Origin of the sequence: Bacteroides faecis, from assembly GCF_020091505.1 — a bacterium.
GTDB classification, from domain to species: Bacteria; Bacteroidota; Bacteroidia; order Bacteroidales; family Bacteroidaceae; genus Bacteroides; species Bacteroides faecis.
Window position 1 is genome coordinate 3,626,164 of record NZ_CP081916.1, and the last position, 25,662, is coordinate 3,651,825.

General features: G+C 40.7%; 25 protein-coding genes. 13 read left to right on the plus strand and 12 right to left on the minus strand.

Annotated elements, in window-relative coordinates; translation table 11 throughout:
* The first annotated feature begins 12 nt into the window (after positions 1-12).
* The 5 genes from K6V30_RS14115 to K6V30_RS14135 all read left to right on the plus strand — a co-directional run bounded on the left by K6V30_RS14115 (position 13) and on the right by K6V30_RS14135 (position 3,260).
* Entirely contained in the window at positions 13-828 is an 816-nt protein-coding gene (locus K6V30_RS14115; RefSeq protein WP_055269211.1) for a DUF1573 domain-containing protein, read from the plus strand.
* A 21-nt stretch (positions 829-849) separates the two neighbouring features.
* The gene (locus K6V30_RS14120; protein ID WP_010537502.1) at positions 850-1,326 is read left to right on the plus strand and encodes a lipocalin-like domain-containing protein; all 477 of its coding nucleotides are present in this window, start codon (positions 850-852) and stop codon (positions 1,324-1,326) included.
* A 189-nt stretch (positions 1,327-1,515) separates the two neighbouring features.
* Positions 1,516-1,944, plus strand: coding sequence for a Fur family transcriptional regulator (locus tag K6V30_RS14125; protein WP_010537503.1), 429 nt, complete (start codon positions 1,516-1,518; stop codon positions 1,942-1,944).
* 22 nt (positions 1,945-1,966) lie between these two features.
* Positions 1,967-2,527 (plus strand): NADH peroxidase, encoded by a 561-nt coding sequence (locus K6V30_RS14130; RefSeq protein WP_010537504.1) that lies wholly within the window; start codon positions 1,967-1,969, stop codon positions 2,525-2,527.
* A 97-nt stretch (positions 2,528-2,624) separates the two neighbouring features.
* Positions 2,625-3,260: a SagB/ThcOx family dehydrogenase gene (locus K6V30_RS14135; RefSeq protein ID WP_022301751.1), complete on the plus strand. Its 636-nt coding sequence runs from the start codon at positions 2,625-2,627 to the stop codon at positions 3,258-3,260.
* A gap of 108 nt (positions 3,261-3,368) precedes the next feature.
* Here K6V30_RS14135 and K6V30_RS14140 read toward each other — a convergent pair whose 3' ends face one another.
* Together K6V30_RS14140 and trxA are read right to left on the minus strand one after the other, a co-directional pair.
* The gene (locus K6V30_RS14140) at positions 3,369-3,833 is read right to left on the minus strand and encodes a thioredoxin family protein (RefSeq protein WP_010537506.1); all 465 of its coding nucleotides are present in this window, start codon (positions 3,831-3,833) and stop codon (positions 3,369-3,371) included.
* A gap of 15 nt (positions 3,834-3,848) precedes the next feature.
* Complete coding sequence (trxA, locus tag K6V30_RS14145) at positions 3,849-4,148, minus strand: thioredoxin (protein WP_010537507.1); 300 nt, start codon at positions 4,146-4,148, stop codon at positions 3,849-3,851.
* A 195-nt stretch (positions 4,149-4,343) separates the two neighbouring features.
* Between trxA and K6V30_RS14150 the strand changes: the two genes are divergently transcribed.
* Positions 4,344-5,471, plus strand: coding sequence for a glycosyltransferase family protein (locus K6V30_RS14150; RefSeq protein ID WP_010537508.1), 1,128 nt, complete (start codon positions 4,344-4,346; stop codon positions 5,469-5,471).
* Positions 5,468-5,650 (plus strand): type II toxin-antitoxin system HicB family antitoxin, encoded by a 183-nt coding sequence (locus K6V30_RS14155; protein ID WP_008760535.1) that lies wholly within the window; start codon positions 5,468-5,470, stop codon positions 5,648-5,650. Before K6V30_RS14150 ends, K6V30_RS14155 begins: the two co-directional genes overlap by 4 nt.
* 82 nt (positions 5,651-5,732) lie before the next feature.
* Here K6V30_RS14155 and K6V30_RS14160 read toward each other — a convergent pair whose 3' ends face one another.
* Genes K6V30_RS14160 through K6V30_RS14170 form a run of 3 tightly spaced genes read right to left on the minus strand, consistent with a single transcriptional unit; the run spans position 5,733 to position 11,325 of the window.
* Entirely contained in the window at positions 5,733-7,889 is a 2,157-nt protein-coding gene (locus tag K6V30_RS14160) for a S46 family peptidase (RefSeq protein WP_010537509.1), read from the minus strand.
* On the minus strand, positions 7,890-10,049 hold the full coding sequence (locus K6V30_RS14165) for a S46 family peptidase (RefSeq protein ID WP_055269210.1): 2,160 nt from the start codon (positions 10,047-10,049) through the stop codon (positions 7,890-7,892). It abuts the gene before it with no gap.
* Positions 10,050-10,086: 37 nt separating this feature from the next.
* Positions 10,087-11,325, minus strand: a complete 1,239-nt coding sequence (locus tag K6V30_RS14170) for an anaerobic sulfatase-maturation protein (RefSeq protein WP_022301748.1) — start codon at positions 11,323-11,325, stop codon at positions 10,087-10,089.
* 157 nt (positions 11,326-11,482) lie between these two features.
* Between K6V30_RS14170 and K6V30_RS14175 the strand changes: the two genes are divergently transcribed.
* The 4 genes from K6V30_RS14175 (at position 11,483) to K6V30_RS14190 (ending at position 15,072) form a co-directional block, all read left to right on the plus strand.
* Positions 11,483-12,217, plus strand: a complete 735-nt coding sequence (locus tag K6V30_RS14175; RefSeq protein WP_010537512.1) for a DUF4369 domain-containing protein — start codon at positions 11,483-11,485, stop codon at positions 12,215-12,217.
* 43 nt (positions 12,218-12,260) lie between these two features.
* Entirely contained in the window at positions 12,261-14,015 is a 1,755-nt protein-coding gene (locus K6V30_RS14180) for a tetratricopeptide repeat protein (protein WP_022301747.1), read from the plus strand.
* A 165-nt stretch (positions 14,016-14,180) separates the two neighbouring features.
* Positions 14,181-14,564: a DUF3244 domain-containing protein gene (locus K6V30_RS14185; RefSeq protein ID WP_010537514.1), complete on the plus strand. Its 384-nt coding sequence runs from the start codon at positions 14,181-14,183 to the stop codon at positions 14,562-14,564.
* Between the two features lie 31 nt (positions 14,565-14,595).
* The gene (locus K6V30_RS14190) at positions 14,596-15,072 is read left to right on the plus strand and encodes a hypothetical protein (RefSeq protein ID WP_010537515.1); all 477 of its coding nucleotides are present in this window, start codon (positions 14,596-14,598) and stop codon (positions 15,070-15,072) included.
* Between the two features lie 77 nt (positions 15,073-15,149).
* On the opposite strand, the gene K6V30_RS14195 is transcribed toward K6V30_RS14190, so the two are convergent.
* Positions 15,150-15,908, minus strand: coding sequence for a lysophospholipid acyltransferase family protein (locus K6V30_RS14195; RefSeq protein WP_022301746.1), 759 nt, complete (start codon positions 15,906-15,908; stop codon positions 15,150-15,152).
* Between the two features lie 120 nt (positions 15,909-16,028).
* Here K6V30_RS14195 and K6V30_RS14200 point away from each other — a divergent pair, with 120 nt between their 5' ends.
* Complete coding sequence (locus tag K6V30_RS14200) at positions 16,029-17,279, plus strand: exonuclease SbcCD subunit D (protein WP_010537517.1); 1,251 nt, start codon at positions 16,029-16,031, stop codon at positions 17,277-17,279.
* Positions 17,276-20,140, plus strand: a complete 2,865-nt coding sequence (locus K6V30_RS14205) for an AAA family ATPase (RefSeq protein WP_055269209.1) — start codon at positions 17,276-17,278, stop codon at positions 20,138-20,140. The genes K6V30_RS14200 and K6V30_RS14205 overlap by 4 nt, the downstream gene beginning before the upstream one ends.
* On the opposite strand, the gene K6V30_RS14210 is transcribed toward K6V30_RS14205, so the two are convergent.
* From K6V30_RS14210 to K6V30_RS14235, 6 genes are all read right to left on the minus strand, one after another.
* On the minus strand, positions 20,124-21,290 hold the full coding sequence (locus tag K6V30_RS14210; RefSeq protein WP_010537519.1) for a metallophosphoesterase: 1,167 nt from the start codon (positions 21,288-21,290) through the stop codon (positions 20,124-20,126). The genes K6V30_RS14205 and K6V30_RS14210 overlap by 17 nt on opposite strands.
* Before the next feature lie 56 nt (positions 21,291-21,346).
* Complete coding sequence (locus tag K6V30_RS14215; RefSeq protein WP_010537520.1) at positions 21,347-21,925, minus strand: membrane protein; 579 nt, start codon at positions 21,923-21,925, stop codon at positions 21,347-21,349.
* A gap of 6 nt (positions 21,926-21,931) precedes the next feature.
* Positions 21,932-22,441 carry an RNA polymerase sigma factor gene (locus K6V30_RS14220; RefSeq protein WP_010537521.1) on the minus strand — a complete coding sequence of 170 codons (510 nt, stop codon included), beginning with the start codon at positions 22,439-22,441 and terminating at the stop codon, positions 21,932-21,934.
* Positions 22,442-22,510: 69 nt separating this feature from the next.
* Entirely contained in the window at positions 22,511-23,413 is a 903-nt protein-coding gene (locus K6V30_RS14225) for a vitamin B12 dependent-methionine synthase activation domain-containing protein (protein WP_055269208.1), read from the minus strand.
* A gap of 135 nt (positions 23,414-23,548) precedes the next feature.
* A complete protein-coding gene (locus K6V30_RS14230; RefSeq protein ID WP_055269207.1) occupies positions 23,549-24,889 on the minus strand; it encodes a dihydroorotase in 1,341 nt (446 codons plus the stop codon).
* On the minus strand, positions 24,886-25,629 hold the full coding sequence (locus K6V30_RS14235; protein ID WP_010537524.1) for a polyprenol monophosphomannose synthase: 744 nt from the start codon (positions 25,627-25,629) through the stop codon (positions 24,886-24,888). Before K6V30_RS14235 ends, K6V30_RS14230 begins: the two co-directional genes overlap by 4 nt.
* Positions 25,630-25,662: the final 33 nt, after the last annotated feature.

A 25,662-nucleotide genomic window follows, 5' to 3' on the forward strand; every position in this document is an offset into this window, starting at 1 on the left:
CTTTGATATTCGATGAAACCAATTACTTGGATACGGTTGTTTTTATTCTGTGTGGTCGTCGGATCATTCCGGGTGGTTGAAGCCCGGGATGTCCGTTCCATGCTACAGGAGAAAACTGATACGCTGATAAATCCGCCGTTGATGAAGCAGGGGGAACAAATCCTGCGTTTTGATAAGACTGTGCTGAATATTGGGACAATGACTGAGGATGATGCTCCAAAGATTTATCATTTCACATATACTAACGTAAGTGATAAAACGATCAATCTGATTCATGTAAGAACAACCTGTGGATGTACAGTGGCAGATGTTCACACCGGAGAAATACTTCCTGGTGAATCGGGCGTTATTGCACTGACTTACAATCCGAAAAACCATCCCGGGACGATAGATACGAATGCTTTCGTTTATTTGTCTCTTTCGGACAAAATGCCTGTGGCACGCCTCACTTTGACAGGTAATGTGTTGCCCGGAGCGGATGAATGGGGACGTTATCCCTACGTGATGGGGAAACTGAGGCTGAAGCAGAACCGGATTGAATTTAGGGAGATAGCGTTTGGAAAACATGCTTCGGAACGAGTCCTGTGTGGTAACAGCGGAGATCAATCATTGCATTTGACGGCCCTCGGCCTTCCTGCATTTGCTGCTTTTCGCACGGAACCGGAAGTTATCAGCCCGGGTAGTGAAGCTGACATAGTGGTCACGATAGATACCTCTTTGATTCCTGCAGAAAAGGTTGGTTCGTTTACCTTTCCTATTATAATAGAAGGAGTGGATGGTCAACAGACTGACCGAACATTGAATATTAAAGTAAACTATATTAAGTAATGATAAAAATAAAAAGAAGACATGAAGAATATTCTTAATTTAATGGCTCTATTCGCATTCGTGCTTTGTTGTGTATCTTGTGATGACGATGAGAAGGCAGAGATTCCTACATTACCGGTCACTGCTGCCAACTTGAATGGAACTTGGCAACTTGCTGAATGGAATGGACAGCCTATGACAGAAGGTACATATTGCTATATAACGTTTAATCGTAGGGAGCTAACCTTTGAGATGTACCAAAAGTTCGATAGCATGTATGCACGCTATATTACTGGTAGTTTCAGTCTTGAAAATGATCCTTATTTGGGATATGTTATCAGTGGAGAATATGATTTTGGTAATGGGGACTGGAATCACGATTATATTGTCACCGATTTGTTGGAATCCGGTTCTATGATTTGGACTGCAAAAGACGATGACAACGATGTGAGTAAATATGCTCGTTGTGAGAAAGTTCCTGAATCAATAATAGAAGAAGCTAAGGCAGATAAAGATTAAGGTGGAAGCAGGAATATATTAATGTATAAAGGTCATCTTTCGAAAGATGGCCTTTATTGTTTGAATGAATTTTGTAATATATATCTGCAAAAAAGTATTGAATTTATTTGGAAATGATATTGGGACTTTCTATATTTGCATCAGATTTATAATTGTAATGAATACAACTTTGAAAAAGAAGGAGAACTTATGAAACCATATGAACGATTGTTAGAGCATAATATAAAGCCTTCTATGCAGCGCATAGCGATTATGGAATATTTAATGAATCATCCGATTCATCCATCGGCTGATGATATCTATACAGCGTTATCTCCTTCCATGCCGACGCTTTCGAAGACAACGGTTTACAATACTCTGAAGTTGTTTTCGGAACAGGGGGCTGCTCTGATGCTTACGATTGACGAGAAAAATACAAATTTTGATGCAGATACTTCTGTTCATTCTCATTTTCTATGCAGACGTTGCGGACATATTTACGACTTAAAATGTCCGGAGGCGGTGAAGAAAGTTGAAAGTTTGGAAATGGATGGTCATCAAGTAACGGAAGTTCATTATTATTATAAAGGTATATGTAAGAATTGCTTAAGAAAAGATAAAGAAACACGTATTGACTAATTAATTTAAAATTGAGAAGAAAATGAAAAAATTTAGATGTACTGTATGCGGTTACGTTTATGAAGGTGACGCAGCTCCTGAGAAGTGTCCATTGTGTAAAGCTCCTGCAAGCAAGTTCGTAGAAGTTGTTGAAGTAGAAGGTGGTGCATTGTCTTTTGCTGACGAACACGTTATCGGTGTTGCAAAAGGTTGTGACGAAGAAATGATCAAGGATCTGAACAATCACTTCATGGGTGAATGTACTGAAGTAGGTATGTATTTGGCTATGAGCCGTCAGGCAGACCGCGAAGGTTATCCTGAAGTTGCTGAAGCTTTTAAACGTTATGCTTGGGAAGAAGCAGAACACGCAGCTAAATTTGCAGAATTGCTGGGTGACTGTGTTTGGGATACAAAAACTAACCTACAAAAACGTAAAGATGCTGAGCAAGGTGCATGTGAAGATAAGAAACGTATCGCAACTCGTGCTAAGGCTTTGAATCTGGATGCTATCCACGATACTGTACACGAAATGTGCAAGGACGAAGCTCGTCACGGTAAAGGTTTTGAAGGACTTTACAACCGTTATTTCGGAGATAAGAAATAATAAAGCCTTATAAATAACTTTTAAAAGGTCTGTATTCTAAAGTGAATGCAGACCTTTTTTGTTTATATTTGCCTATTAACATTTAAATACCACAGTTATGAGAAAAGTACAACTATTTTTAATTTGTCTAGTATTGTCGGCTACTGCTTTTGCTGCTGATAAAGTAATTAAATTGCCAAAGCCGAATTTGAATCGTGCAGGTACTGTCATGAAGGCATTGTCCGAACGTCACTCCGCTCGGGAATATGCTTCGAAGGCATTGAGTCTTGCTGACTTGTCGGATTTGTTATGGGCTGCTAACGGCATCAATCGTCCGGACTCAGGAAAGCGGACTGCCCCGTCAGCTATGAATAAGCAGGATGTGGATGTATATGTGATCTTGCAGGAAGGTAGCTATCTGTATGACGCAAAGAATCATCAGCTGAATTTGGTTGCTGAAGGTGATCATCGTGGAGCAGTGGCAGGAGGGCAGGCTTTTGTGAAAGTGGCTCCGGTATCTTTGGTATTAATTAGTGATGTTTCTCGTTTGGGTGATGCCCGGAAAGCACAGACTCAATTGATGGGAGCTGTAGATGCAGGCATTGTTTCGCAGAATATTTCTATATTTTGTTCAGCTGCTAAATTGGCTACCGTTCCGCGTGCATCAATGGATGCTGCTCAATTGAAGAAAGTTTTGAAACTGAAAGAGAGTCAGATTCCTTTGATGAATCATCCCGTAGGATACTATAAATGACACTTATCTGGTATCTAAAAATAGTGACGCTATCCCGACCGGATAGCGTCACTATGTGCTTATGATGGTGTCACTATCCTGACCGGATAGCGTCACCATCTTTTTTCTTTATTTCAGTAGAAATTCATCGATCGCTTTCTTATAAGTCGCTTTGTCTGCGGCTCCTCGGAAAAGCTGTGGATCTCCTTTCATAGGAATGAATACAAACAAAGGAATACTTGTTGCGTTAAACAGGGCAGCTAATTCTTTCTGTTTATCTACATTTACTTTGTAGATTGTGATCTTCCCTGCATATTCCTTTGCCAATTCTTTCATGATCGGGGCTGTTTGACGACAGGGACCACACCAATCAGCATATAAATCTATAATGGCGGGTTTATCACCTTTGTATTTCCATTCTTTGGATTTCTCATAATCGAAGACGTCTTTCAGAAACATTTCCTTGTTCATGACGACAACTTCACCGTTACCTGTTACTTCTTGTTTGCCTTGATTGGTATCTGGTTTGTCATTGAAAGCGTATACGATAACGCTCAACATGACAAAAGCTACCATTGCTAATACTTTCTTCATTCGCTGTTTTCTTTTTTATGCATAATTTTGTTCGATGACTCCTTTTAATTCGCTGCTGTGAATAACTCCGGAATGTCTCCACACGGGTTCTCCATTTTTGAACAAAATAAAAGTCGGAACTGCCTGTATACGATATTTAGTGGCCAAATCCTCATGTTGGTCAACGTCTATCTTTACTATACGGGCTTTATCACCTACCATTGTTTTCAGTTCTTCTAAAACTGGTTTCATCGCTTTACAGGGGCCACACCATTCTGCAAAAAAATCAACTAAAACTGGTACCGGTGACTGTATTAAATCTTCAAACTTTTCCATAATCTTTCCTTTCTTAAATTTAAATATCAGTCTTTGAAGACTGCAAATATAATTTCTATTTTAATAATATAACGTGAAAATGCGGTTTTTGTTCATAAAATAGTAATTGCAGAGTCATCTTAATGTAATCTGGAAAAAGGAACTTTGCGTAACAAAAAACAAATGAATAAGAAATAAACTAATAACAATAGCCTCATGAAATTTTTATTTATTGTACAAGGTGAAGGTAGGGGACATTTGACGCAAGCTATCACTCTTGAAGAAATGTTGTTGCGCAATGGACATGAAGTGGTGGAGGTATTAGTTGGCAAGAGTTCATCACGTACGCTGCCCGGATTCTTCAACCGGAACATTCATGCACCGGTCAAACGCTTTATCAGTCCGAATTTTCAGCCTACAGCAGATAACAAACGGGCTGATCTAAAGAAAAGTTTTGCTTATAATTTACTACGTTTTCCGGAATATTTTCGTAGTATGTGCTATATTAATCAGCGGATTAAGGAGACGGGGGCGGAAGTAGTGATCAACTTCTACGAGCTTCTGACGGGACTTACCTATGCACTCTTTCGTCCCTCCATTCCGTATGTTTGCATTGGACATCAATACTTGTTTTTACATCAGGATTTTGACTTCCCGGATAAAAGTTCCATTCAATTATGGATGCTGCGTTTCTTTACCAGGATGACAGCTTTGAGATCCTCGAAGAAACTGGCTCTCTCTTTCAAAGAAATGGACCAGGATGATGAACAACATATTGTAGCGGTTCCTCCCTTGATTCGTCAGGAAGTGACGGCAATCCAGGCAGAAGAAGGAAACTACATCCATGGATATATGGTGAATGCTGGTTTTTCCGATAGTGTGGAGCAGTTTCATGCAATGTATCCGGAAGTACCTTTGAAGTTTTTCTGGGATAAGGCGGATGCGGAGGAGGTGACCCGGATTGATGAAACGCTGAGTTATCATCAGATAGATGATCTGAAATTTCTAAATGGGATGGCCGGGTGCCGTGCTTATGCCACTACTGCCGGATTTGAATCAATTTGTGAAGCGATGTATCTGGGTAAACCTGTACTAATGGTTCCAGCACATATCGAACAGGATTGCAACGCATATGACGCAATGAAAGCAGGAGCAGGTATAGTCAGTGATTCTTTCAATTTGAAATCCCTGCTTCGTTTTGCCGGTTCGTACTCTCCGAATCGTAATTTTGTTCGTTGGGTACGTAGTAGTGAACGTCGCATTATTATCGAACTGGAAAAACTTGCTGCATCACAATCAGCAGTAAATTCAATACCAACATTTACTAATTATTTACCGATATGAAATTGAATAAGACAGATTATGTGCTTGAACGTGCGTCAGACGGCGGTTACTATGCCTGGTTGACTGTAAACATGCAATGCAATGCTTATGGAGAATCTCCTGAAGAGGCTGTACTGAATTTGCAGGAAACAATGAATGAAATGATTGATGAGATGTATATGGTGGAAGAGTTTATTTAATGAAGAACTAAAAATGAAGAATGAAGAATCAGCTGCGCTATGCTGCTTGAAATTTCTTCATTCTTCATTTTTAGTTCTTCATTTATTCAATGCTCAGTTCATCAATAATGTGAGAAGCTCCTGCATATTTATCGATGATAAATAAGATATAGCGGATATCTACACAGGCTGCGCGCTGCGATGAAGGGCGGAAAGCTATGTCACCGGTCAGACCTTCATAATTGCGGTCGAAAGCAGTTCCTACCAGTTGTCCTTTGCCATTGAATACAGGGCTACCGGAATTTCCTCCTGTGTTATCGGTATTGACGATAAAGCATACGGGCATTTCACCATCTTTACCATAGCGTCCATAATCTTTGGCTTTATAGAGTTCCTTCAACTTCTGGGGGACTACAAATTCCCAATTTCCCGGATCTTCTTTCTCCATCACTCCTTTGAGGGTAGTATGTGCGTCATAAATTACTCCATCAGCAGGTTCGTATGATAGTACCTGCCCGTAAGTGAGCCGTAAGGTTGAATTCGCATCCGGATAGATCGGTGTTCCTTTTTCCTGTCTCATATCCATCATTCCTTTTACCCATACTTTATGAGCTGCGTCATAATTTTGATTGGCTTCTTTCATGGCAATTGCTGTTTTCAAAATTCCGTCCGTTATGGAATATTTGAATAATATCATCCAATCATGTCCGATCTTATACAAGCTTGGCTTTTTGATAAACTTATCAAAGTTTTTGGGATTACCAAAGATTGAATACTCGAAACAAGCATCTACAAAAGCATCAATGTTTCCTTTGAAACGTGAATTTATAATCTCGAAGATATTGATTCGTTGTTCCGCCGGAATATAGTTGGCATACGTTTGTAGCATAGCTTTGGCAACCATTCGTTCTACTTCCGGAAAAGGGACTGATGCGAAGTATTTTTCACCGGCTTGTTTCAGATTTTGAGTAGCAACTTTTATTTGTTCTTTGTCTTTTGACTTGAGAGCAGTGACCATCTCTGTAGTAGAGGGAAGACGCATAAAATCAAGTGCTGTGACAAGTGCTTCATTTAAGGCTTGCTGATGATACAGTGCATCACGGCGATGAGCTACGATAGAACGTATCTCGTCAAAGGCTTTCTGATAAGAATCATCGCCTTTTTCACGGCCACGAGCCAAAAGTTCTTCTTGTTGTTTACGTTTGGTATCCAACACTTTGAGACGTACCAATCCTTCGTTCATGCCAATCGCATTTTTCCAGTAGTTGGCTGAAGATGCATACTTACTTGCGTAATGAATCCGTATGGCGGGATCTTTAAGCATCTGTTCCATTAAGACTTTTTGGCGGGCTCCACGTACATGTTGGCGCATGAAGTTAGTGGTCTGCATTCTTTCTTCGACTTCATCGGAAATCATGTATCTCCAGTTACGTCCCGGGAATCCCATGACAAAGGTGAAATCACCTTCTTGTACTCCGGCAATACTGATTTTCAAATGTTTCTTTACCTGCAAAGGAACATTGTCTTTTGAATATGCTGCAGGTTTTCCATTTTTATCTGCGTAGATACGGAAGAGCGAGAAGTCTCCAGTATGCCGGGGCCACATCCAGTTATCGGTGTCAGCTCCAAATTTACCGATAGAAGAGGGAGGAGCACCTACCATGCGAATATCGCTATATACGGTTTTTATAAACATATAATATTTATTTCCTCCGTAAAAGGCTTTGAGTTCCAGTTTTGTAGCAGGGGTGACTTCTATGTTTTCGTCTTTGGCAAATCGTTCTGCTACTTTATTCAGGTAGGCAGGCGACAGATAATTTGTTCCGTTCGGATCTTCATCCTTTTTCAGTTGATCATTTACATAGCTGGTCACGTCGAGGATACGATCTATGAAAGTAACGGTTAGGCCCGGTGTGGGAAGTTCCGCGTCACGGTTCATCGCCCAGAATCCTTCTGTCAGATAATCATGCTCTACGTTACTATGCTGCTGAATGGCTCCATAACCGCAATGATGGTTAGTGAGTACCAGACCTTCGGAAGAAATGACTTCTCCGGTGCATCCACCACCGAAGTGTACGACGGCATCTTTCAGAGAAATGCTATTGGCATTATATACTTCCTCAATAGGAATCTCAAGTCCGAGTTCCCGCATGGCAACTGCATTTTGCGCTTTCAGGTCAGTTAGCACCCACATGCCTTCGTCGGCGTGGATGCTAAGAGTTGCCAGTGAAAAAATAGCAAATATGATTTGTTTTCTCATTTATTCTACGATAGTCATTTCATTAATCAGATGGCCACAGTTTCCTAGTTTTTCAAGGATGAATAGAACGTAGCGGATATCAAGATTGATACAGCGTTGTAAGTTATTGTCGAAATTGATGTCGCCACTCAATGATTCCCAGTTTCCGTCGAATGCGCAGCCGATCAGTTCTCCATTCTCGTTCAGTACGGGGCTACCGGAGTTACCACCGGTAATATCATTGGTTGACAGGAAACAAACAGGCATATCGCCGTTGGGTAATGCATAACGACCGTAATCTTTCTTTTCGATTAATTCTTTCAATTTGGCCGGTACGACAAATTCACGGTCTTCAGGATTCTCTTTTTCAAGAATACCCTTTGTCGTTGTGTAATAGTTATAGTGTACCCCATCTTTTGGATCGTATGGTTTTACATTACCATAAGTCAGACGAATGGTGAAATTAGCGTCCGGATAAGAAGGGACAGGCAGTTTCATTTCCCCTAAACCGCGAATGTAGGTTTTGTGCAGCAAAGTAAGTTCTTTGTCGAGCTCTTTTAATTGACCGAGAAGATTGCTGTATTGATCATACTTCGATTGGGCGTATTGTAATGCAAGATCTTCATCAATCGCTTTTACTGTTGGCTTTTTAAGGAACTTCTCAAAGTTAGTCTGATTAGCAAAAATCGATTTATCGTACATGTCGTCTACAAACTTGTCATAGTCTCCTTTATACTTCTGTTCAATCACTTTGTAGATAGCAGGTCGTTGGTCAACCGGAATCATTTCGGCATAGAGAGGCAATAATACTTTGGCAACTTTACGGTCTACTTCGTGATCATAGTCTTTATTATGAATATTTTTATAGCTTTCTTTCAGAGCCTCCAGACGAACTTTGATCAGAGAATCATTCTTTTCTTCCAATGCTTCCCGTGTTTTGGTCAACATTGTGCTTCCATATTCGATTGCACCGAAAAAGACTTCAGTCAGACAAGTCAGTTGATAATTAAGAGGAGCTGTCTGGGCAACCAGATCATCGATCTTTTTCACAACACCAGCATATTCGGCATTGTTTTGTGCTTTCGCAAATTCTGCAAATTTGGCTTCCTGTTCAGCTTTGGTACCTAAGACATTGTTGTCGATGATTGCTTTGTTCATTCCGATGGAATTTTTCCAGTAGTTGCTGGAACCTGCGTATTTGTTTGCATATTGAATACGGATTTTGTCGCTGGCGTTCATTACTTCTTTCAATACAGCCAGACGTGCACCACGAATACGAATACGTGGCTCATTTGTTGATTCCATACGTTCTTTTACTTCAGATACGGTCAGATAACGGCTGGTTCTTCCGGGGAATCCCATAATCATTGCGTAGTCTCCTTCTTTCAAACCTTTGATGGAGATTGCCAGATGCTTTTTAGTTTTCAGAGGAGTGTTGCTTGCATTGTATTCAGCCGGTTCCCCATTGGCATCTGCATAGATACGGAACATTGAGAAGTCCCCTGTATGGCGGGGCCACATCCAGTTATCGGTTTCACCACCAAACTTACCAACAGAAGAAGGAGGGGCGGCAACCATACGTACATCCGGATATATCTTCTTGTAGAACAAGTAGAATTTATTTCCTGCGTAGAAAGGAAGGGCTTGTGGTACAATGCCTTTTTTGTCTTTCAGGTCACTTTTTTCATATAATTCTTTTGCCAGACTTTCGAGAAAACCACCGGTGAATGACTGAGATTCTGTAATCTCTTTTGCAGCGATTTTAGCATTCACAATATCTGTTATATCTTCGATACGTTCGATAAATGTGAATTTTAGTCCCGGAGTAGGAAGTTCCTGATCTCTGGAGGTTGCCCAGAACCCGTCTGTCAGATAATCGTGTTCCACGCTACTGTGCTGTTGGATAGAAGCATAGCCGCAATGGTGATTGGTCAGAATCAAGCCTTCCGGTGAGATGATTTCTCCGGTACATCCTCCTCCAAATATACCGACTGCATCTTTTAAAGAGACCCCATTGGGATTATATAAATCCTGAGCTTCCAGTTTCAATCCTTGTTTTTTCATCATATCGATGGAATGTTGCTGTTGCATTAGTTGCAATAACCACATACCTTCATCCGCTTTTGCGGAACATACAAGCAGCGCTGTCAGCGCTAATAAATAAAGTCTTAGTCTGTTCATTACTTTATGATAACAATTATAAATTATGATGTTAATATTATATTTTTAAACTTCCATCTTTTAAGGCTTTCATAATATTGGCAGGAGGCCGCTGGTTCATCAATTCATTTTTCATGAAGTCCATATATGGAGCTACGTGCTGAAAGTATTGATAATATCCTTTGCATAGATAGTTCAGACCGGTTTCTCCATCTGCTGTTCGGCTGAAACGGTTTTTCGGGCATTCTCCATTGCATGCAAATAGAAAATCGCATTCCTTGCATTGAGTCGGGAGCGATTGATATTTCATCGTTCCGAAATTATGCTGTCGTTCGCTGTGCATCATCTCCACCAGAGTCTGGCTGTAGATATTTCCTAATTTATATTCCGGGAATACAAAATGGTCACAAGAGTACACATCCCCGTTGAACTCCATGACTCCGGCATGTCCGCAATGTTTCGCCATCGTACATACACCCGGTTGTTCTCCCATCCAGTTTGCCAGTGTAGAGTCGAATATCTGTATGAAGTAATTGCCCACATCCTCTTTTACCCATTCATCAAAAATGGTACAGAGAAAGTTACCCCATTGCTCCGGGCTTACCGAAAAATCGGCTAATGCTCCTTCTTTATCTTCTGCCAGAGAGGCTAGATGACGTCCGTCCTGGTGTGAAACGATACGTTCGACGATAGGAGCGAATTGAATATAATGGCAATCTATTTCCTTGAAGAAATTATAAAAGTCTAATGGATAGTCGGCGTTAAAGTCGTTCACAACCGCCATTGCATTCCATTCTACTCCATGTTTTTTCAAAAGATTGATGCCTTGCATTACTTTGACGAAAGAAGGCTTTCCCATCTTATTTTTACGATACTCATCATGAAACTCCTGTGGCCCGTCAATGGAAACCCCTACCAACCAGTTGTTTTCATGAAAGAACTCACACCACTCATCTGTGAGCATGGTTCCGTTAGTTTGAATACAGTTGTCAATAGTACGTCCACGGGCATATTTCTTTTGCAGTTCTATTGCCTTTTTATAAAAGGAAAGGGGACGCATCAGTGTTTCTCCACCGTGCCAGGTGAAAAGCACTTGTGGCATGGTTTGTGAGTTGATATACTCGTCGATGAACTTTTCCAGCAGTTCATCGCTCATTACATGTTTTGGATTTTCTTTGTATAGATTCGCCTTTTCCAAATAATAGCAGTATTCGCATGCGAGATTACATACGGCTCCTACGGGCTTTACCATGACATAAAGCGGTTTGGCAAAAGGTGCATAAGTTGTTGCTTTCATGACTGCAAATTTAGATAAACTAAATGAAAAAAATGATCTCCTACCTCTGTTTATAAGGATTATTAAAGAAAAGAGTCTTACAAGTTTTAAATATTGATAAAATGTTTCTTTTAAGTCCGAATCAGTTGTACCTTTGCATCCAGAATTTAATGAAACAATGAACGTGAATAAGATTTTGCCTTTTGTGCTTTTGCTACCCTTCTTGGCTTCGTGTACTAATAAGTATAAGATAGAAGGAACATCTTCTGTGAATGGTCTTGATGGAAAAATGTTATACCTGAAGACTATGAAGGATGGAGAATGGGCGAAACTGGATTCGGCTGAAGTAGTACATGGATCATTTTCAATGAAGGGAAAGATAGACTCTGTACAGATGACAACACTTTATATGGATGACGAGAGTGTTATGCCGATTGTGTTGGAAAGCGGTAAGATTGTTATTACTATTAGCAATACCGATCTTAAAGCAGTCGGAACCCCTTTGAATACAGCGTTGTATGATTTTATTGCAAAGAAGAATGCAATGGAGGAAAGTATCGGTGAACTGGAAAGAAAAGAAACACGTATGGTGATGGATGGTGCTGATTTGGAAGAAGTTCACGAGCAGTTGCTTGCAGAAGGAGATTCGCTGATGAAAGCTATGAATCAGTATGTTAAGACTTTCATTTCAGATAATTATGAAAACGTATTAGGTCCCAATGTGTTTATAATGCTTTGTAGTTCTTTGCCATATCCTATAATGACTCCGCAAATAGACGATATCATAAAGGATGCTCCCTATTCTTTTAAGAGTAATAAGATGGTGAGAGAGTTTCTGACGAAGGCTAAAGAAAACATGCAGTTGATAGAGGAACATCAACGAATGCAACAAAATGTAGGTTCAAAGAAATAATTCTTGAGTTTTTTGCGTATTTTTGCATAAAACTCAAGATAAGATGAAAACGCCCCTTTCTATTCGTATTGCTTTTTTCTTTTTTATATCTATTCTGGCAGTTTCCTGTCATAGAGATTCGGATGTACTTCAAATGACTTTCTCAAAAGTGGAAAAGTGCATGGATCTCTGTCCGGACAGTGCTCTAAACATCTTGAAAGGTATTCCTGATCCTGAAAAACTGCGGGGTGAGTCGCAAGCCACTTATGCTCTTTTGATGACGCAGACAATGGATAAGAATTATATGAAATTCAGTTCGGATTCCTTGATTACTATAGCTTTGAATTATTATGCCATAACTCAGAATAAACCTATAATGTATGCAAAGACTCTATTTTATCATGGAAGAGTCATGCTGGAATTGGATAAGGAGGAGGAAGCTTTAAAGTCTTTTCTTGCTGCAAAAGATATTTATGAGAGAAATCAGAATCTTAAAATGTTGGCTCTCATTGCGGAAGAGATAGGTATGATTAATCGGAAGCAAGACTTGTATGATGATGCTTTGACGAATTTTAGAGAGGCACTTACTACATATAAACAGTTGAAGGATTCTCTTTCGGTTATCAGTGCTAGTCTAAATATTGCTAGAGTTTATTTGTTTAAGTCTGAATGGGATAGCTGTTCCCTATATTATAATAATGCCTTAGAAATAGCAGTACAGAAGAATTATTTATCTGAAATTACAATATTGCATGAATTAGGAATTTTATATCGTTCCATGCAGAACTTGCCCGAAGCGGAGCGCTATTTTTTAGCTGCTTATGAAAAAGAAACAGATGAAGAAAAGAAATATATGGAATGTTTATCTTTAGGATATTTATATATGCAAATGGGGCAGACTGAAAATGCTAGAAAATATTTAAAAATGAGTGCTAATTCTTCCAAGGCATATACACAGATTAGTGCATATGACTGTTTGTATTTCTTGGAGAAAGATATTGATAATTTTGAAGAAGCAATAGTTTATCATGAATTAGCTGATTCCATAACTAATTCTATGGAGGAGCTTAATTCCCGCGAGTTAATAGCAAGTTTACAGAAGAAATATGAGAATGAAAAACTTCAGAATGATAACTTGCAAATGAAAGTACGATATACGAATTTTATTTTATGGGGTACGATTGCCTTTTTATCTGTCGTTGCCTGTATGTGCTATTATTATTATAAAAATAGAAATAATAAGAAGAAAATAGCTGAAATAGAGTTGCAGATTAGAGATAATGAGGAAGAAATAGAACGATATCGACAGGAGATTGAGGATATTCAAATTTCAAAAGATCAGGTGGTAAAGGAGAATCTGATGTTAGAAGAAAATCGTACTAAAGTAGGAGAGCTTAATGGAAAGATTGTTCTCTTGACTATGCAGAATAAAATTTTGTCAGAACACCTTAAAGAACGGGGAGGTGAATTGAATGTTGGTATATCTTCAGGTCCATTTATTCATGCATTTCGGCTTTTATTGGCTATAAAAGAGGGAACGTTAAGAGGAAAACTCTCAAATGAAGAGCGACAGAAATTATTTAGCTTATTTGATCTAATTTACTGGAATTATGTTAGTCGTCTGTTGGATAGAGCCCCAACTCTTACTAAACATGATCTTGAGATTTGTTGTTTTCTTAAATTTGGTTTGACTCATGAAGAGCTGAGTTGTATTTTTCACACGACTCCTGATTCTGTAACTCGAGCAAAAAGTAGGTTGAAAGGTCGATTAGGTATTTCTACACAGGATGATTTAGATGCTTTTTTAAAAGAATTCTAAGAAATAAAAAATGAATTGTCCGGGTAAATGTTAATTCTGAAATTGATAACATGTTGATATATAGTGGAATATCCATTACTTATCCCTCGTAATTTGTCTGGGTCGTTTTTTTTGTTTTTTCGAATACATGCTGTACTTTTGGCGAAACAAAAAAGCAATATAGTTATGAAAGTACGTTTTATTTTATCTTTTCTGGCTGCATTATTTATTGCAGGGAATATGATCGCTATTGAGAGTACAGATCGGGTAGAGAGAAAATTACCTATCGTGTTAAAAGGTGAAGTTCCAACTACAACTAGTCGTTCTCTTCCTGTGATTCCTATTGATGCATCTATTTCTACAGATAATAATCTTGTAGAAATTGTTTTCACTGCTTCTCTTGGTGAAGTGAAAATATTAGTGGATGAACAAGTACAGGAAGTATGTCAGGTAACAACTCCTGGACAGACAACTTCCTTCTCTATAGAAGGATGGGCTCCGGGCATTTATAAACTAGAATTTAAAGTAGCCGGAGGCGGATACGTATACGGAGAACTGGTGATAGAATAACAAGGAACTAAACCTTAGCTATTATATAATCATGAAAAGTCATCATATAGTTGCTATTGGCACTTGGGGAGGTGACAAACAGCAACTTATAGAATATAATTCTTGTATTGCAGTAGGGATAGATTGTCCCCGTGCAAAATTGAGAGTGAGTATTCTATTAGATACGATACAAGAGTATCAGGTGAGATATATCTCTTCTGATGAAGAGATAAGTGAAGCTGTTAATAAAGCTGGTCTTATCATCGGAGCAAGGGGGATGGCCCATGAAGGGATATTGCAACGAAAACCGGTTATTGTAGTGGGGGAATATGGATTTGGAGGCTTGGTTACTCCGGATACATTGCACGAACAATGCAGTAATTATTTTAAAGGCAAAATCAATGGGATAAAAGAAGAGTACTTCTCTCTAGAACGATTAGAAGAGGAAATAAAGAGAGGATTTACTTTGACATTCCAAGAATTGCAGATGATGTCTAACCAGACAATAAGATTTCTACATAATATATAGACTTTTTGATTTAATAGATTAATGCATAAAGACTGGTTAGGTATACGGGGGTACGTGAGTATCCCCGTATTTCGTTCTTATCGATCCTGATCTTCATTTTTGATCATTCCTTTATACTTTTCAGGAAGTGCACTCTCGACAGCAGCATAAGCTTCTGCCATAGTAGCTTTTATATTTTCCATACCTTTCCCTTTAGGAGGAATAGGATCATGAATAGTCAGAATCATACGATGGCGATGTATCCATTTGCCTGTACGTGGAAGGATTTCAAAAGAACCATCAATCGTTACGGGAACAACTGCTAACTGTAGGTCATCTGCCAATTGAAACGCTCCTTTTTTAAAATATCCCATATGTCCAGTGAAGGTACGTGCCCCTTCGGGAAAGACCACCAAAGACACTCCGTCTTTCAGAGAATCTTTTGCTTGCCGAATGGTCTCCAGTACTTTTTTCGGACCAGAACGGTCTACAAAAATATGTCCTGCGCTTTCACATGCCTTACCCACAAATGGTAGCTTACGCAGGCTTTTCTTCATCATCCATTTGAAGTTTCTTCCGATGAATCCGTAAATAAGGAAAATATCGAATGAACCTTGATGATTCGGCACAAAGATATAAGAGGTTTTTCCGTGTAATTTCTCACGACCGTGAATCTTGACAGGAATCAACAGGAACAGACAGATTAGCTGCGACCATATTTTGCCTGGATAATATCCCCAAAAATGAGCTCCTCCAAGTAAAGAGCCTATAATGGTCACAATTGCTGTTAGAATAGTCAATACCAATAGGATAGGTAAAGCAATGCAAATTTGATAAATATAATATAGTATCTTCATTAGGAATTTATTTTTTATATATATGCAAAGATACATGATTATTGGTAAAAAAAGCAGTAAGATACAACATAATCTTTGCGTTTGTGCTATTTTTGTCTGCTGTTATATAGAGATAATGATATGATACGTATACTACATACCGCTGATTGGCATTTAGGACAGACATTTTTTGGTTATGACCGTACCAAAGAACATGAAGCCTTTCTTGATTGGCTATTGAGAGAAATCCGGAAAAATGAGATTGACGCATTGATTATAGCTGGAGATGTGTTCGATGTCTCCAATCCTTCAGCCGCGTCCCAGCGCATGTACTATGAATTTATTTATCGGGTGACTGCAGAAAACCCGGGACTGCAAATTGTGATTGTTGCCGGTAATCATGATTCTGCTGCACGTTTGGAGGCTCCCCTGCCTTTGCTGCAAGCTATGCGGACGGAAGTCAGAGGGGTAGTGCGTAAATTGAACGAGGGAGAGATTGATTATGATCATTTGGCGGTAGAGCTGAAAAACCGGGAAGGGGAAGTAGAAGTACTTTGTATGGCTGTTCCTTTTTTACGTCAGGGAGATTATCCGGTAGTTGAGACAGAAGGCAATCCCTATATGGAAGGGGTTCGCGAACTTTATACGCAACTTCTGCAAAGATTATGGGCACGCCGGAAAACGAATCAGGCTATTCTTGCTATTGGACATTTGCAGGCTACCGGATCAGAAATTGCAGAAAAAGATTATAGTGAGCGGACTGTAATTGGTGGTCTGGAGTGTGTATCACCTGATACTTTTTCAGAGAAGATTGCGTATACGGCTTTGGGGCATATTCATAAAGCGCAACGAGTATCCGGCAGGGAGAACGTAAGATATGCCGGAAGCCCGATTCCTATGTCTTTTGCTGAAAAGCATTATCATCATGGTGTGGTAATGGTGACTTTAGATGAAGGTTGTGCTGTTGATATCAGAAGAATAGAGTGTCCACAACTGATTTCTCTTGTCAGTGTACCGGTCGGAGACCCTGCCTCACCGGAAAAAATAATAGAAATGTTAAGAGATTTACCCGAGGTGGAGGGAGAAGCACCGTATTTGGAAATCAAGGTGTTGCTTGAAGAACCGGAACCGATGCTTCGTCAGGAGATAGAAGATGCATTGGTAGGTAAAAAATATCGTTTGGCACGAATTATTTCTGCCTATCGTCAGGAAGGAAGGGTAGAAAAAGAAGTTGATGACTGGAAAAGGGGATTGCAGGAAATGTCTCCGTTACAGATCGCGCAATCTGCTTTTGAGAAGGTTTACCAGACGGAGATGTCTGCTGAGTTGACAGACTTGTTTCAGGAAGCATATATTTCTGCAACTCGTAAAGAAGAGGAGGAAGGAGAATGAAAATTATCGCTATAAGATTAAAGAATCTGACTTCGATAGAAGGCAGTGTTGAAATTGATTTTACAGTGGAACCGTTATGTTCGGCTGGTATATTCGCAATTTCCGGGGCTACAGGAGCTGGCAAGTCGACTCTGCTGGATGCTCTGTGTCTTGCATTATATGATAAAGCTCCCCGTTTTGCGACCTCGGTAGAGAGTATCAATCTGGCAGATGTGGGAGATAATCAGATAAATCAGTCGGATGTAAGGAATCTGCTTCGCCGTGGAACAAGTGATGGGTATGCGGAAGTAGATTTTCAAGGAGTTGACGGACATAGATATCGTTCCCGATGGTCGGTCAGAAGGACAAGAAATAAGGCGAGTGGTTCTTTACAACCTCAAGTGTTAGAGGTGAAAGATTTAGATACGGAAAAAGAATTTCAGGGGACGAAGAAAGAACTGTTGGCGCAGTTGGTGGATTTGGTCGGTTTGACATACGAACAATTTACTCGTACCGTATTGTTGGCGCAAAATGATTTTGCTACTTTCTTGAAGTCCAGGGGAGCGGCGAAAGCGGAATTATTGGAAAAGCTGACAGGAACAGGTGTTTATTCTCGTATTTCTCAGGAAATTTTTGCCCGAAATAAGGCTGTACAAGAAGAGGTAGCGATGATACACAATAAAATGAGCGTGATTGAATTGTTGCCGGAGGACGAATTTCTTAGTTTGCAGAAAGAGAAAGAACTGCTGACTGAGAAACGTGCTGCAGGAATTAAGTTACTGGCAGAGCTGAATGCACAATTGAATGTTGTCCGTTCATTAAAGATACAGGAAACTCTCTGGATGAAAAAACAGCAGGAAGAGCAGGGAGAACTGGTTAATCAAAAGAATTTGCAGACTGCTTTGGTTGTTCAGGAAGAGGGATTGCTTCATTTTAGAGCACAATGGGAAGCGATACAGCCGGATTTGAAAAAGGCACGTCAGTTGGACGTGCAAATACAATCGCAACAGGCAGGATATATGCAGTCTCAGCAGATTTTGCAGGCTGCCCGTCAGCAGGTGGCAGATCAGGAGAAGAAATTGATATCTGCTATGGGGCAGTTGCAGATATCCTATCACTCTCTGAACCATTTGCTGAATCGTACAGATGTGGAGGCACTTCAACCGGAACAGATTGAATTAATCCTCAACGAGGAAAAAGAGAGATTGGAAACATGGACAAAGGCGAATGAAGAACGTCTTATCCAGTTGAATTCTTTTAGTTATCCTTCTTTGGTAGATGAGCAAAGTAAAATCCAAAAGGAACTGGTGCGGCTACAAAATATGAAGCAATTGACAGAAGGACAATTGAAGGCGAAGCAGGAGATAGAGAAACTGGAAAAGGAGGTGGTTGTTTGTACGCGGCAATTGGCAGAACAGGATTCTGTCGTTAAAGCTCTCCATCGACTTTATGAGAGTGCTCGTATGGCAGTAGGGAAGGATGTGAAAGCATTGCGTCAGCAGTTGCAGGAAGGTGAGGCTTGTCCGGTTTGTGGGAGTACGATGCATCCTTATCATCGGGAACAAGAAATAGTAGATACTCTTTATCGGAGGATGGAACAGGAATATAATACAGCATTGTCCGCTTATCAGCAGATAAATAATCGCAATATCACCCTGCAACGCGATTTGACTCATCAAAAGGCAACGGAGGCACAGATAAAAGAACAATTGTCTGCTTTGCAGCAAGAGGAAGATTCTGTAGGAAATGAAGAGCAGATACGGAGCCGGTTGAATGAGTTGGCAGAGCGTATTTTAGCCTATCGGAACCTGTATGCGGAATGGCAGCAAAGTGATGAGAAAATAAAAAAGTTACGTGCACATTGTGATGCCTTGCGTGAGAATGTCGCTCAGTGCCGTTTGGCTGCGCAAAAGGTAGCAGCTGTTAAGGAGCAATTAACTATTTTACAGAAAGCGGTTGCTGGTGAACAACAAAGATTTGATGTGATTGCTAAAGCGTTGGATACACTTCGTCAGGAACGTTCTTTATTATTAAAAGGAAAGAGTGCGGATGAAGCTGAGGTTGCTGTAGCCCGAAAAGAAAAAGAGTTGAATGACGCTTTGGAAACAGCCCGCAAACAAGTGGAAGGAGTGAAAAACCGTCTTTCCGGCTTGCAGGGAGAGATGAAGCAGTTGGCTGTTACTATAGAAGAACTACGAGAACAACAGAAAAATATCGAATATCCGGATCTGCTTCCTCAGACCATAGCCAAACAGCAGGAAGATAATTTGAATACGGAACGTGCTCTGTCGACTGTAGAGGCTCGTTTGTTACAGCAGACAAAGAATAAAACCATCGTTGATCAGATAACTAAGGAACTAACTGAAAAGCAGGAGGTTGCCGGACGTTGGGCTAAATTGAATAAATTGATAGGGAGTGCCGACGGTACAAAATTTAAAGTAATAGCTCAAAGTTACACTTTGAATCTGCTATTGCTTCATGCCAACAAACATTTGTCTTATTTGTCCAAGCGATATAAATTGCAGCAAGTTCCCGATACGCTGGCGCTTCAGGTGATTGATTGTGATATGTGCGATGAGATACGTACGGTATACTCGCTTTCGGGCGGCGAATCTTTTCTGATTTCACTGGCGCTTGCACTGGGGTTATCATCACTTTCCAGCAATAACCTGAAAGTAGAATCTTTGTTTATTGACGAAGGATTTGGATCGTTGGATGCTGATAGTCTGCGAACAGCTATGGAAGCTTTGGAACAATTACAGATGCAAGGGCGAAAAATCGGAGTTATCTCTCATGTACAGGAGATGAGTGAACGTATTTCTGTTCAGGTACAGGTACATAAGAAAATCAATGGAAAAAGCGTGCTTACCGTCGTAGGGTAAGCACTGTTATTTCCGGCCATGCACCGAAGCGGAATGGTAATCCGACATAACCGATGCCTACATTTACGTATAATCCACGTGTTCCTTCCAGGTACATCCCGCTCCATTCGGGATAGATATAGGAAGAAGGAGAATAATTCCCTAGCTTTAACTGCATGGCGTGGGTATGCCCTGCCAGCATTAAGTCTATGTCTGATTCCGGAAGTACCTCCCGTCTCCAGTGGGTAGGATTATGACTTAAAAGTATCTGAAACATTCCTTCAGTACCTTGCATCGCTTTGGGCAGGTCAGCATATTGTGAGAAAGGAGGCTCTCCTTCGTTTTCAACCCCGATAAGGGCGATACTGTCGTTACCTTGAATCAGAATGGTATGAGAATTATTCAATAATTTCCAGCCCATAGCGGCTTGTCTTTGTTGAAGGTCGCTCAAGTTATCATCTTGCTCTTGTTTATTTTTCCAGCGGAAATAAGGACCGTAATCATGATTCCCCAAAATGGAGTATACCCCGTCTTTTGCTTTCAGACCAGCCAGTATATGTTGAAAATCATTGAGTTCGATTGCACGATGATTAACCAGATCTCCGGTAAAGACAATAAGATCAGGGTGTTGTTCGTTGACCAGATTTACTAAATTCTGGATAGCCGAGGCATTTCCCTGCCAGCTTCCGATATGGATGTCTGACAATTGAACGATGCGGTAACCATCGAAAGATGATGGGAGTTTAGACGAGGAGTAGGTTACTTCTTTGACGTCAAACTGCGTACGCCCGATAAAAGACCCGTAGATAATCATTACGATAGAAACTACGGCCAGTGTCAGTCCGGTACATATAAAAGGAGTTCGCGGCCAGCGCAACCATTTATGAAAAGGGATTCCGATGACCGTACAGAGAAAAAGCAGTAATTTGGGAGCTGTGAACAGGAAGAAAAAGATGGAAAACCATCCGATATCCTGTGTATGGCGTTCGGCAAAGGCATTGTTGGAGAAATAAACCAGGTAAAGCAATCCTGTGGATAGCAGGAAAGTAGGCAGCCAGTAGAGGATTTTCAACCATCGTCTCGCTGTAAGATGGACGATAAATCTGAGATACAGATAAATGTCCGGTAAAATAAGGAAAATCAGTAAAAATATAAATAAGCGTTGTAACATAACAGCACGGATCAAAAATTCTTAATTAAAGCAGGCGAAGAGCTTTGATGAGTCATTTAATTGTCAATGATTTTAAGTTCGTCCAGATTCTTCTTGATTTCCTGAATACGATTTAGGAATTTCTTGCGATAAATCCATAAGATCAGACCAAGACCAGCTCCCCATAGCAAAATAAAAAACAGTATTATTCCTATTCCATATTGCCATATCTGCCAATAGATAAATGAAAGTACTGCCAATATAAGGAGGAAAGCTGTTGCGATTAAACGTTCCCGGATCATCCATCGGTGAATGCGGTTGACACGGCTGATCACTTCTATCAGCGGCATCTCATCTACTTTCGTTTGTTGTAGAAAACGTGTAGTAATGATGTCCCAGTAGAGTGCGGGAATCCACGACAGAATGATGATAATATAGATTGGGTTCAGTCTGCCATGCAACAGGACTTCCAGCAGGAATAAGACCAAAACCGGTAAAGAAATCAAAATCAGTTTGATATTCAGCCGGGCAATGGCATGGATACTTTTGTCTGCATGTCCTATCAGTTTGCCAAGTTCTTCCTCTTTGATCAGCTCTTTGTCTTTTAAGTGCTCATCCAAGGCATTCCATGATTTTTTCAGTTCTTCCAATTCCATATATGATTACTCCTTTTTCATTTTTTTTAGTTTGTCTTTGATACGGCTCAGTTTGGTAGCTACATTTGTTACCGTTAGTCCGGTGATTTCTGCAATGTCTTCATAACTTTTGTCTTCAAGATAAAGCAGAATGATTGATTTGTCGAGTTGTCCCAGCTGATTAATCATTTGATAAAGTTGCCTCAGCATTTCGTGGATCGGATCATGTTCTTCTATTACCCAGTCAGTTTCGTAGGTGAGAGTAACGATTTCCGGTACATTCTTTTCTTTGCGGAAAAAGCTGATACACGTATTCAGGGCAATACGGTAAATCCATGTGGATATTTTGCATTCTTTCCTGAACTTGGGGTAGGCTTTCCAGAGGTTAAGTATCACATCCTGGTAAAGATCATTGAGCGGGGCGTTAGGGTTAGTGTATAAGTAGCATACCTTGTAAATCACCCGCTCATATTCGCGGATGACCGATAAGAACTCCTGCTCAATGGGATTAGTTGCCTCTGTTGTTCGTTCTCTCATGAATTAAATGGGTTACTTTTCTGGTTAGTTAGTCGTGTGAAAAGGAGAAAAATCACAAGTAAACGAAATTTATTGCAGATTGGCAGCCAGGAATTTTCGCATTTCCTCCATACTTTTTCCCCGGCGACGGGCATAATCTTCCAGTTGATCTTCACCTATCTTTCCGACAGAAAAGTATTCGGAAGCCGGATGGGCGAACATAAGCCCGCAAACGGAAGCATGTGGGTACATGGCGCCGTTTTCAGTCAGCGTGATTCCTATCTGTTTCATATCCAGCAGTTCATCCAACAAGAAATTGATGGATTGGTCGGGGAGGGATGGGTAGCCTACTGCAGGGCGAATTCCTTGGTATTTTTCAACCAATAAATCGGACATGGACAGGCTTTCATCTTTGGCATATCCCCATGCTTCTTTGCGTACATACTCATGCATTTTCTCCGTAGCGGCTTCTGCCAAACGGTCGGAAAGGGTTTGGACAAGTAAATGCTTGTAAGGGTCCTGCTGATACAGACCTTCCATATCTGCATCAATGGAAGAGGCAAAGGCGCCTATTGTGTCCGGAATACCGGAAGAGAGTGGGCGGATAAAGTCGCTCAGGCAAAGGAACGGACTACCGTCCCGTTTGGGTGTCTGCTGGCGGAGCAAAGGGAAAATAATGGATTGATTGGTCCCTTTCTCAATCACCAGATTATCTCCGTCCGAATTTGCCTTGCAGAGCTTGAAGATCGTTTTTACTTCATAATCCTTGTCAAGCGAATCCAGCATCCGGTTGGCCTCTTTAAACAGTTGCATAGCCTCAGAAGCTTTGCTGCGGTCTTCTTCCGGGGAAGTGGTCAGCCATGAGGCGCGGCAAACGTCACATCCGTGAATATTGGCGATGGCTGCAAAACGAGGTTGGAATCCCCATGCATGGAAAAAGTAAATCCAATTAATATAGGGAGCAACATTATGTATCTTATAAGATAAAATCATATCATAAGTATGTGATGAATAAAAACTAGGCACGGATGACACGGATTTCACGGTTTGAAGAAATTAGGCTATTAAAAAACGCGTTGATCCGTGTCATCCGTGCCTGAAATTACATATATAACGTTGACTTGTTATTTACCGTTTGAAAAACAATTCTTGTCCACGGTAATTCTCGTCAATGGTTTCGTTATCATATAACAGGTGACCGTTCGCAAATGTTTTTTCTACTTTCCAGTTGAATGTATGGCCTTCCAGCGGGCTCCATTTACATTTGCTCAGGATGCAGTCTGTAGTAACAGTCCACTCACTGTCGGGACGGACTAGAACTAAATCTGCCTGATACCCTTTCCGGATAAATCCACGATTTTGTATCTCATACATTTGTGCGGGGGCATGCGACATTTTTTCTACTACCTTTTCGATACTAAAAGCACCCTTATCTACCAATTCGAGCATGCTGACTAAGGAGAATTGTATAGTTGGCATTCCGGACATGGCCTTTAATGCTCCTCCTTCTTTCTCGCTTAGTAAATGTGGGGCGTGGTCGGTTGCAATAGCGTCAATCAGACCGCTATTGACTGCTTCCTGCAAAGCCTTCCGGTCTTCTGCTGTTTTGATGGCGGGATTACATTTGATTCGTGCGCCCAGAGTCTGATAGTCCTCTTCGGTAAAGATTAAATGAGAAACACAGGCTTCAGCGGTAATACGCTTTTCTGCCAAAGGAGCCTTAGAAAATAAACTCAGTTCTTTGGCAGTAGAGATGTGCATGATATGCAGACGTGCGTTGGTCTCGCGTGCCAGTTGCACTGCTAGTGCAGAAGAACGATAACATGCTTCTTCCGAACGGATGATCGGATGAAGTGCCAGAGGGACATCATCACCATATTCTTTTTTATATTTATCCGTATTTTCTTTAATGATTCCCTGATCCTCGCAATGCGCTGCAATCAGTAAGTCTGTACCTCCGAAGATATTTCGCAGACTTGCCATCCGGTCTACCAGCATATTTCCTGTGCTGGAACCCATAAATAACTTCACACCACATACCCGGCTTTTATTCAATTGGCTGAATAATGGATAGTTATTGTTGGTCGCTCCGAAGTAGCAGGAGAAATTGACTGATGATTTTTCTGCCAATAAAGCCAGCTTTTCGTCCAGTGCTTCCAGAGTTGTGGTCTGTGGATTCGTGTTCGGCATGTCCATTATCGAAGTAACTCCTCCGGCTGCCGCAGCATGACTTTCCGTAGTGATATCTGCTTTATGGGTCAATCCCGGATCACGGAAATGCACGTGTTCGTCAATAGCTCCCGGCAGAAGATAGCAGCCGGACGCGTCAATCGTTTCGTCACAAGGCATAGCAACTGTTTGGCCGTTAACTAAGATTTCGGCAATCTTTTCACCTTCAATAACAACACTTCCGGGAACTTTTCTTCCTTCGTTGACAATTACGGCGTTTTCTATCAGTATACGTTTCATTTCTTTTGCGGGAATTTATGGAACCAACTATTTATTTTTAACTTGATCACTCCGAATATGGCTTCCCCGAAGATGCTGCTATTCATCTTGGAGGTCCCCAGTTCGCGATTAATAAAGATGACGGGAACTTCTATGATCTTGAATCCGCATTTATATGCTGTGAATTTCATTTCGATCTGAAAAGCATATCCTTTGAAACGGACATGATCCAAATCTATCGTTTCCAGTACCTGACGGCGATAACATACAAATCCGGCAGTCGTATCATGTACCGGAATGCCGGTAATGAAGCGGACATACTTGGATGCAAAATAGGACATCAACACCCGGCCCATCGGCCAGTTGACCACATTCACACCACTTACATAACGGGAGCCGACGGATACATCCCCTCCTTCTTCTGCGCAAGCTGCATACAAACGGGGCAAATCATTCGGATTGTGGCTGAAATCGGCATCCATCTCGAAGATATATTCGTAGGCGTGCTCCAATGCCCATTTGAATCCTGCAATGTAGGCAGTGCCCAGTCCTAATTTTCCTTTACGTTCGATCATAAAGAGACGTTCGGGAAATTCCTGTTGCAACGTTTTCACGATGCTTGCGGTGCCGTCCGGAGATCCATCTTCTATTACCAGAATATGGAATACCTTGTCTAATCCGAAAACGGCACGGATAATATTTTCTATATTCTCCCGTTCATTATAGGTCGGGATAATAACGATGCTATCTGATAATTGCATAGAAGTCCTATTTTTAAGACAAATGTAGCGCTT

Excerpts from the sequence above, each read along its gene's own strand:
- K6V30_RS14115 (WP_055269211.1), top strand. The coding sequence starts at position 13 with ATGAAACCAATTACTTGGATACGGTTGTTTTTATTCTGTGTGGTCGTC.
- K6V30_RS14120 (WP_010537502.1), top strand. The coding sequence starts at position 850 with ATGAAGAATATTCTTAATTTAATGGCTCTATTCGCATTCGTGCTTTGT.
- K6V30_RS14125 (WP_010537503.1), top strand. The coding sequence starts at position 1,516 with ATGAAACCATATGAACGATTGTTAGAGCATAATATAAAGCCTTCTATG.
- K6V30_RS14130 (WP_010537504.1), top strand. The coding sequence starts at position 1,967 with ATGAAAAAATTTAGATGTACTGTATGCGGTTACGTTTATGAAGGTGAC.
- K6V30_RS14135 (WP_022301751.1), top strand. The coding sequence starts at position 2,625 with ATGAGAAAAGTACAACTATTTTTAATTTGTCTAGTATTGTCGGCTACT.
- K6V30_RS14140 (WP_010537506.1), bottom strand. The coding sequence starts at position 3,833 with ATGAAGAAAGTATTAGCAATGGTAGCTTTTGTCATGTTGAGCGTTATC.
- trxA (WP_010537507.1), bottom strand. The coding sequence starts at position 4,148 with ATGGAAAAGTTTGAAGATTTAATACAGTCACCGGTACCAGTTTTAGTT.
- K6V30_RS14150 (WP_010537508.1), top strand. The coding sequence starts at position 4,344 with ATGAAATTTTTATTTATTGTACAAGGTGAAGGTAGGGGACATTTGACG.
- K6V30_RS14155 (WP_008760535.1), top strand. The coding sequence starts at position 5,468 with ATGAAATTGAATAAGACAGATTATGTGCTTGAACGTGCGTCAGACGGC.
- K6V30_RS14160 (WP_010537509.1), bottom strand. The coding sequence starts at position 7,889 with ATGAGAAAACAAATCATATTTGCTATTTTTTCACTGGCAACTCTTAGC.
- K6V30_RS14165 (WP_055269210.1), bottom strand. The coding sequence starts at position 10,049 with ATGAACAGACTAAGACTTTATTTATTAGCGCTGACAGCGCTGCTTGTA.
- K6V30_RS14170 (WP_022301748.1), bottom strand. The coding sequence starts at position 11,325 with ATGAAAGCAACAACTTATGCACCTTTTGCCAAACCGCTTTATGTCATG.
- K6V30_RS14175 (WP_010537512.1), top strand. The coding sequence starts at position 11,483 with ATGAACGTGAATAAGATTTTGCCTTTTGTGCTTTTGCTACCCTTCTTG.
- K6V30_RS14180 (WP_022301747.1), top strand. The coding sequence starts at position 12,261 with ATGAAAACGCCCCTTTCTATTCGTATTGCTTTTTTCTTTTTTATATCT.
- K6V30_RS14185 (WP_010537514.1), top strand. The coding sequence starts at position 14,181 with ATGAAAGTACGTTTTATTTTATCTTTTCTGGCTGCATTATTTATTGCA.
- K6V30_RS14190 (WP_010537515.1), top strand. The coding sequence starts at position 14,596 with ATGAAAAGTCATCATATAGTTGCTATTGGCACTTGGGGAGGTGACAAA.
- K6V30_RS14195 (WP_022301746.1), bottom strand. The coding sequence starts at position 15,908 with ATGAAGATACTATATTATATTTATCAAATTTGCATTGCTTTACCTATC.
- K6V30_RS14200 (WP_010537517.1), top strand. The coding sequence starts at position 16,029 with ATGATACGTATACTACATACCGCTGATTGGCATTTAGGACAGACATTT.
- K6V30_RS14205 (WP_055269209.1), top strand. The coding sequence starts at position 17,276 with ATGAAAATTATCGCTATAAGATTAAAGAATCTGACTTCGATAGAAGGC.
- K6V30_RS14210 (WP_010537519.1), bottom strand. The coding sequence starts at position 21,290 with ATGTTACAACGCTTATTTATATTTTTACTGATTTTCCTTATTTTACCG.
- K6V30_RS14215 (WP_010537520.1), bottom strand. The coding sequence starts at position 21,925 with ATGGAATTGGAAGAACTGAAAAAATCATGGAATGCCTTGGATGAGCAC.
- K6V30_RS14220 (WP_010537521.1), bottom strand. The coding sequence starts at position 22,441 with ATGAGAGAACGAACAACAGAGGCAACTAATCCCATTGAGCAGGAGTTC.
- K6V30_RS14225 (WP_055269208.1), bottom strand. The coding sequence starts at position 23,413 with ATGATTTTATCTTATAAGATACATAATGTTGCTCCCTATATTAATTGG.
- K6V30_RS14230 (WP_055269207.1), bottom strand. The coding sequence starts at position 24,889 with ATGAAACGTATACTGATAGAAAACGCCGTAATTGTCAACGAAGGAAGA.
- K6V30_RS14235 (WP_010537524.1), bottom strand. The coding sequence starts at position 25,629 with ATGCAATTATCAGATAGCATCGTTATTATCCCGACCTATAATGAACGG.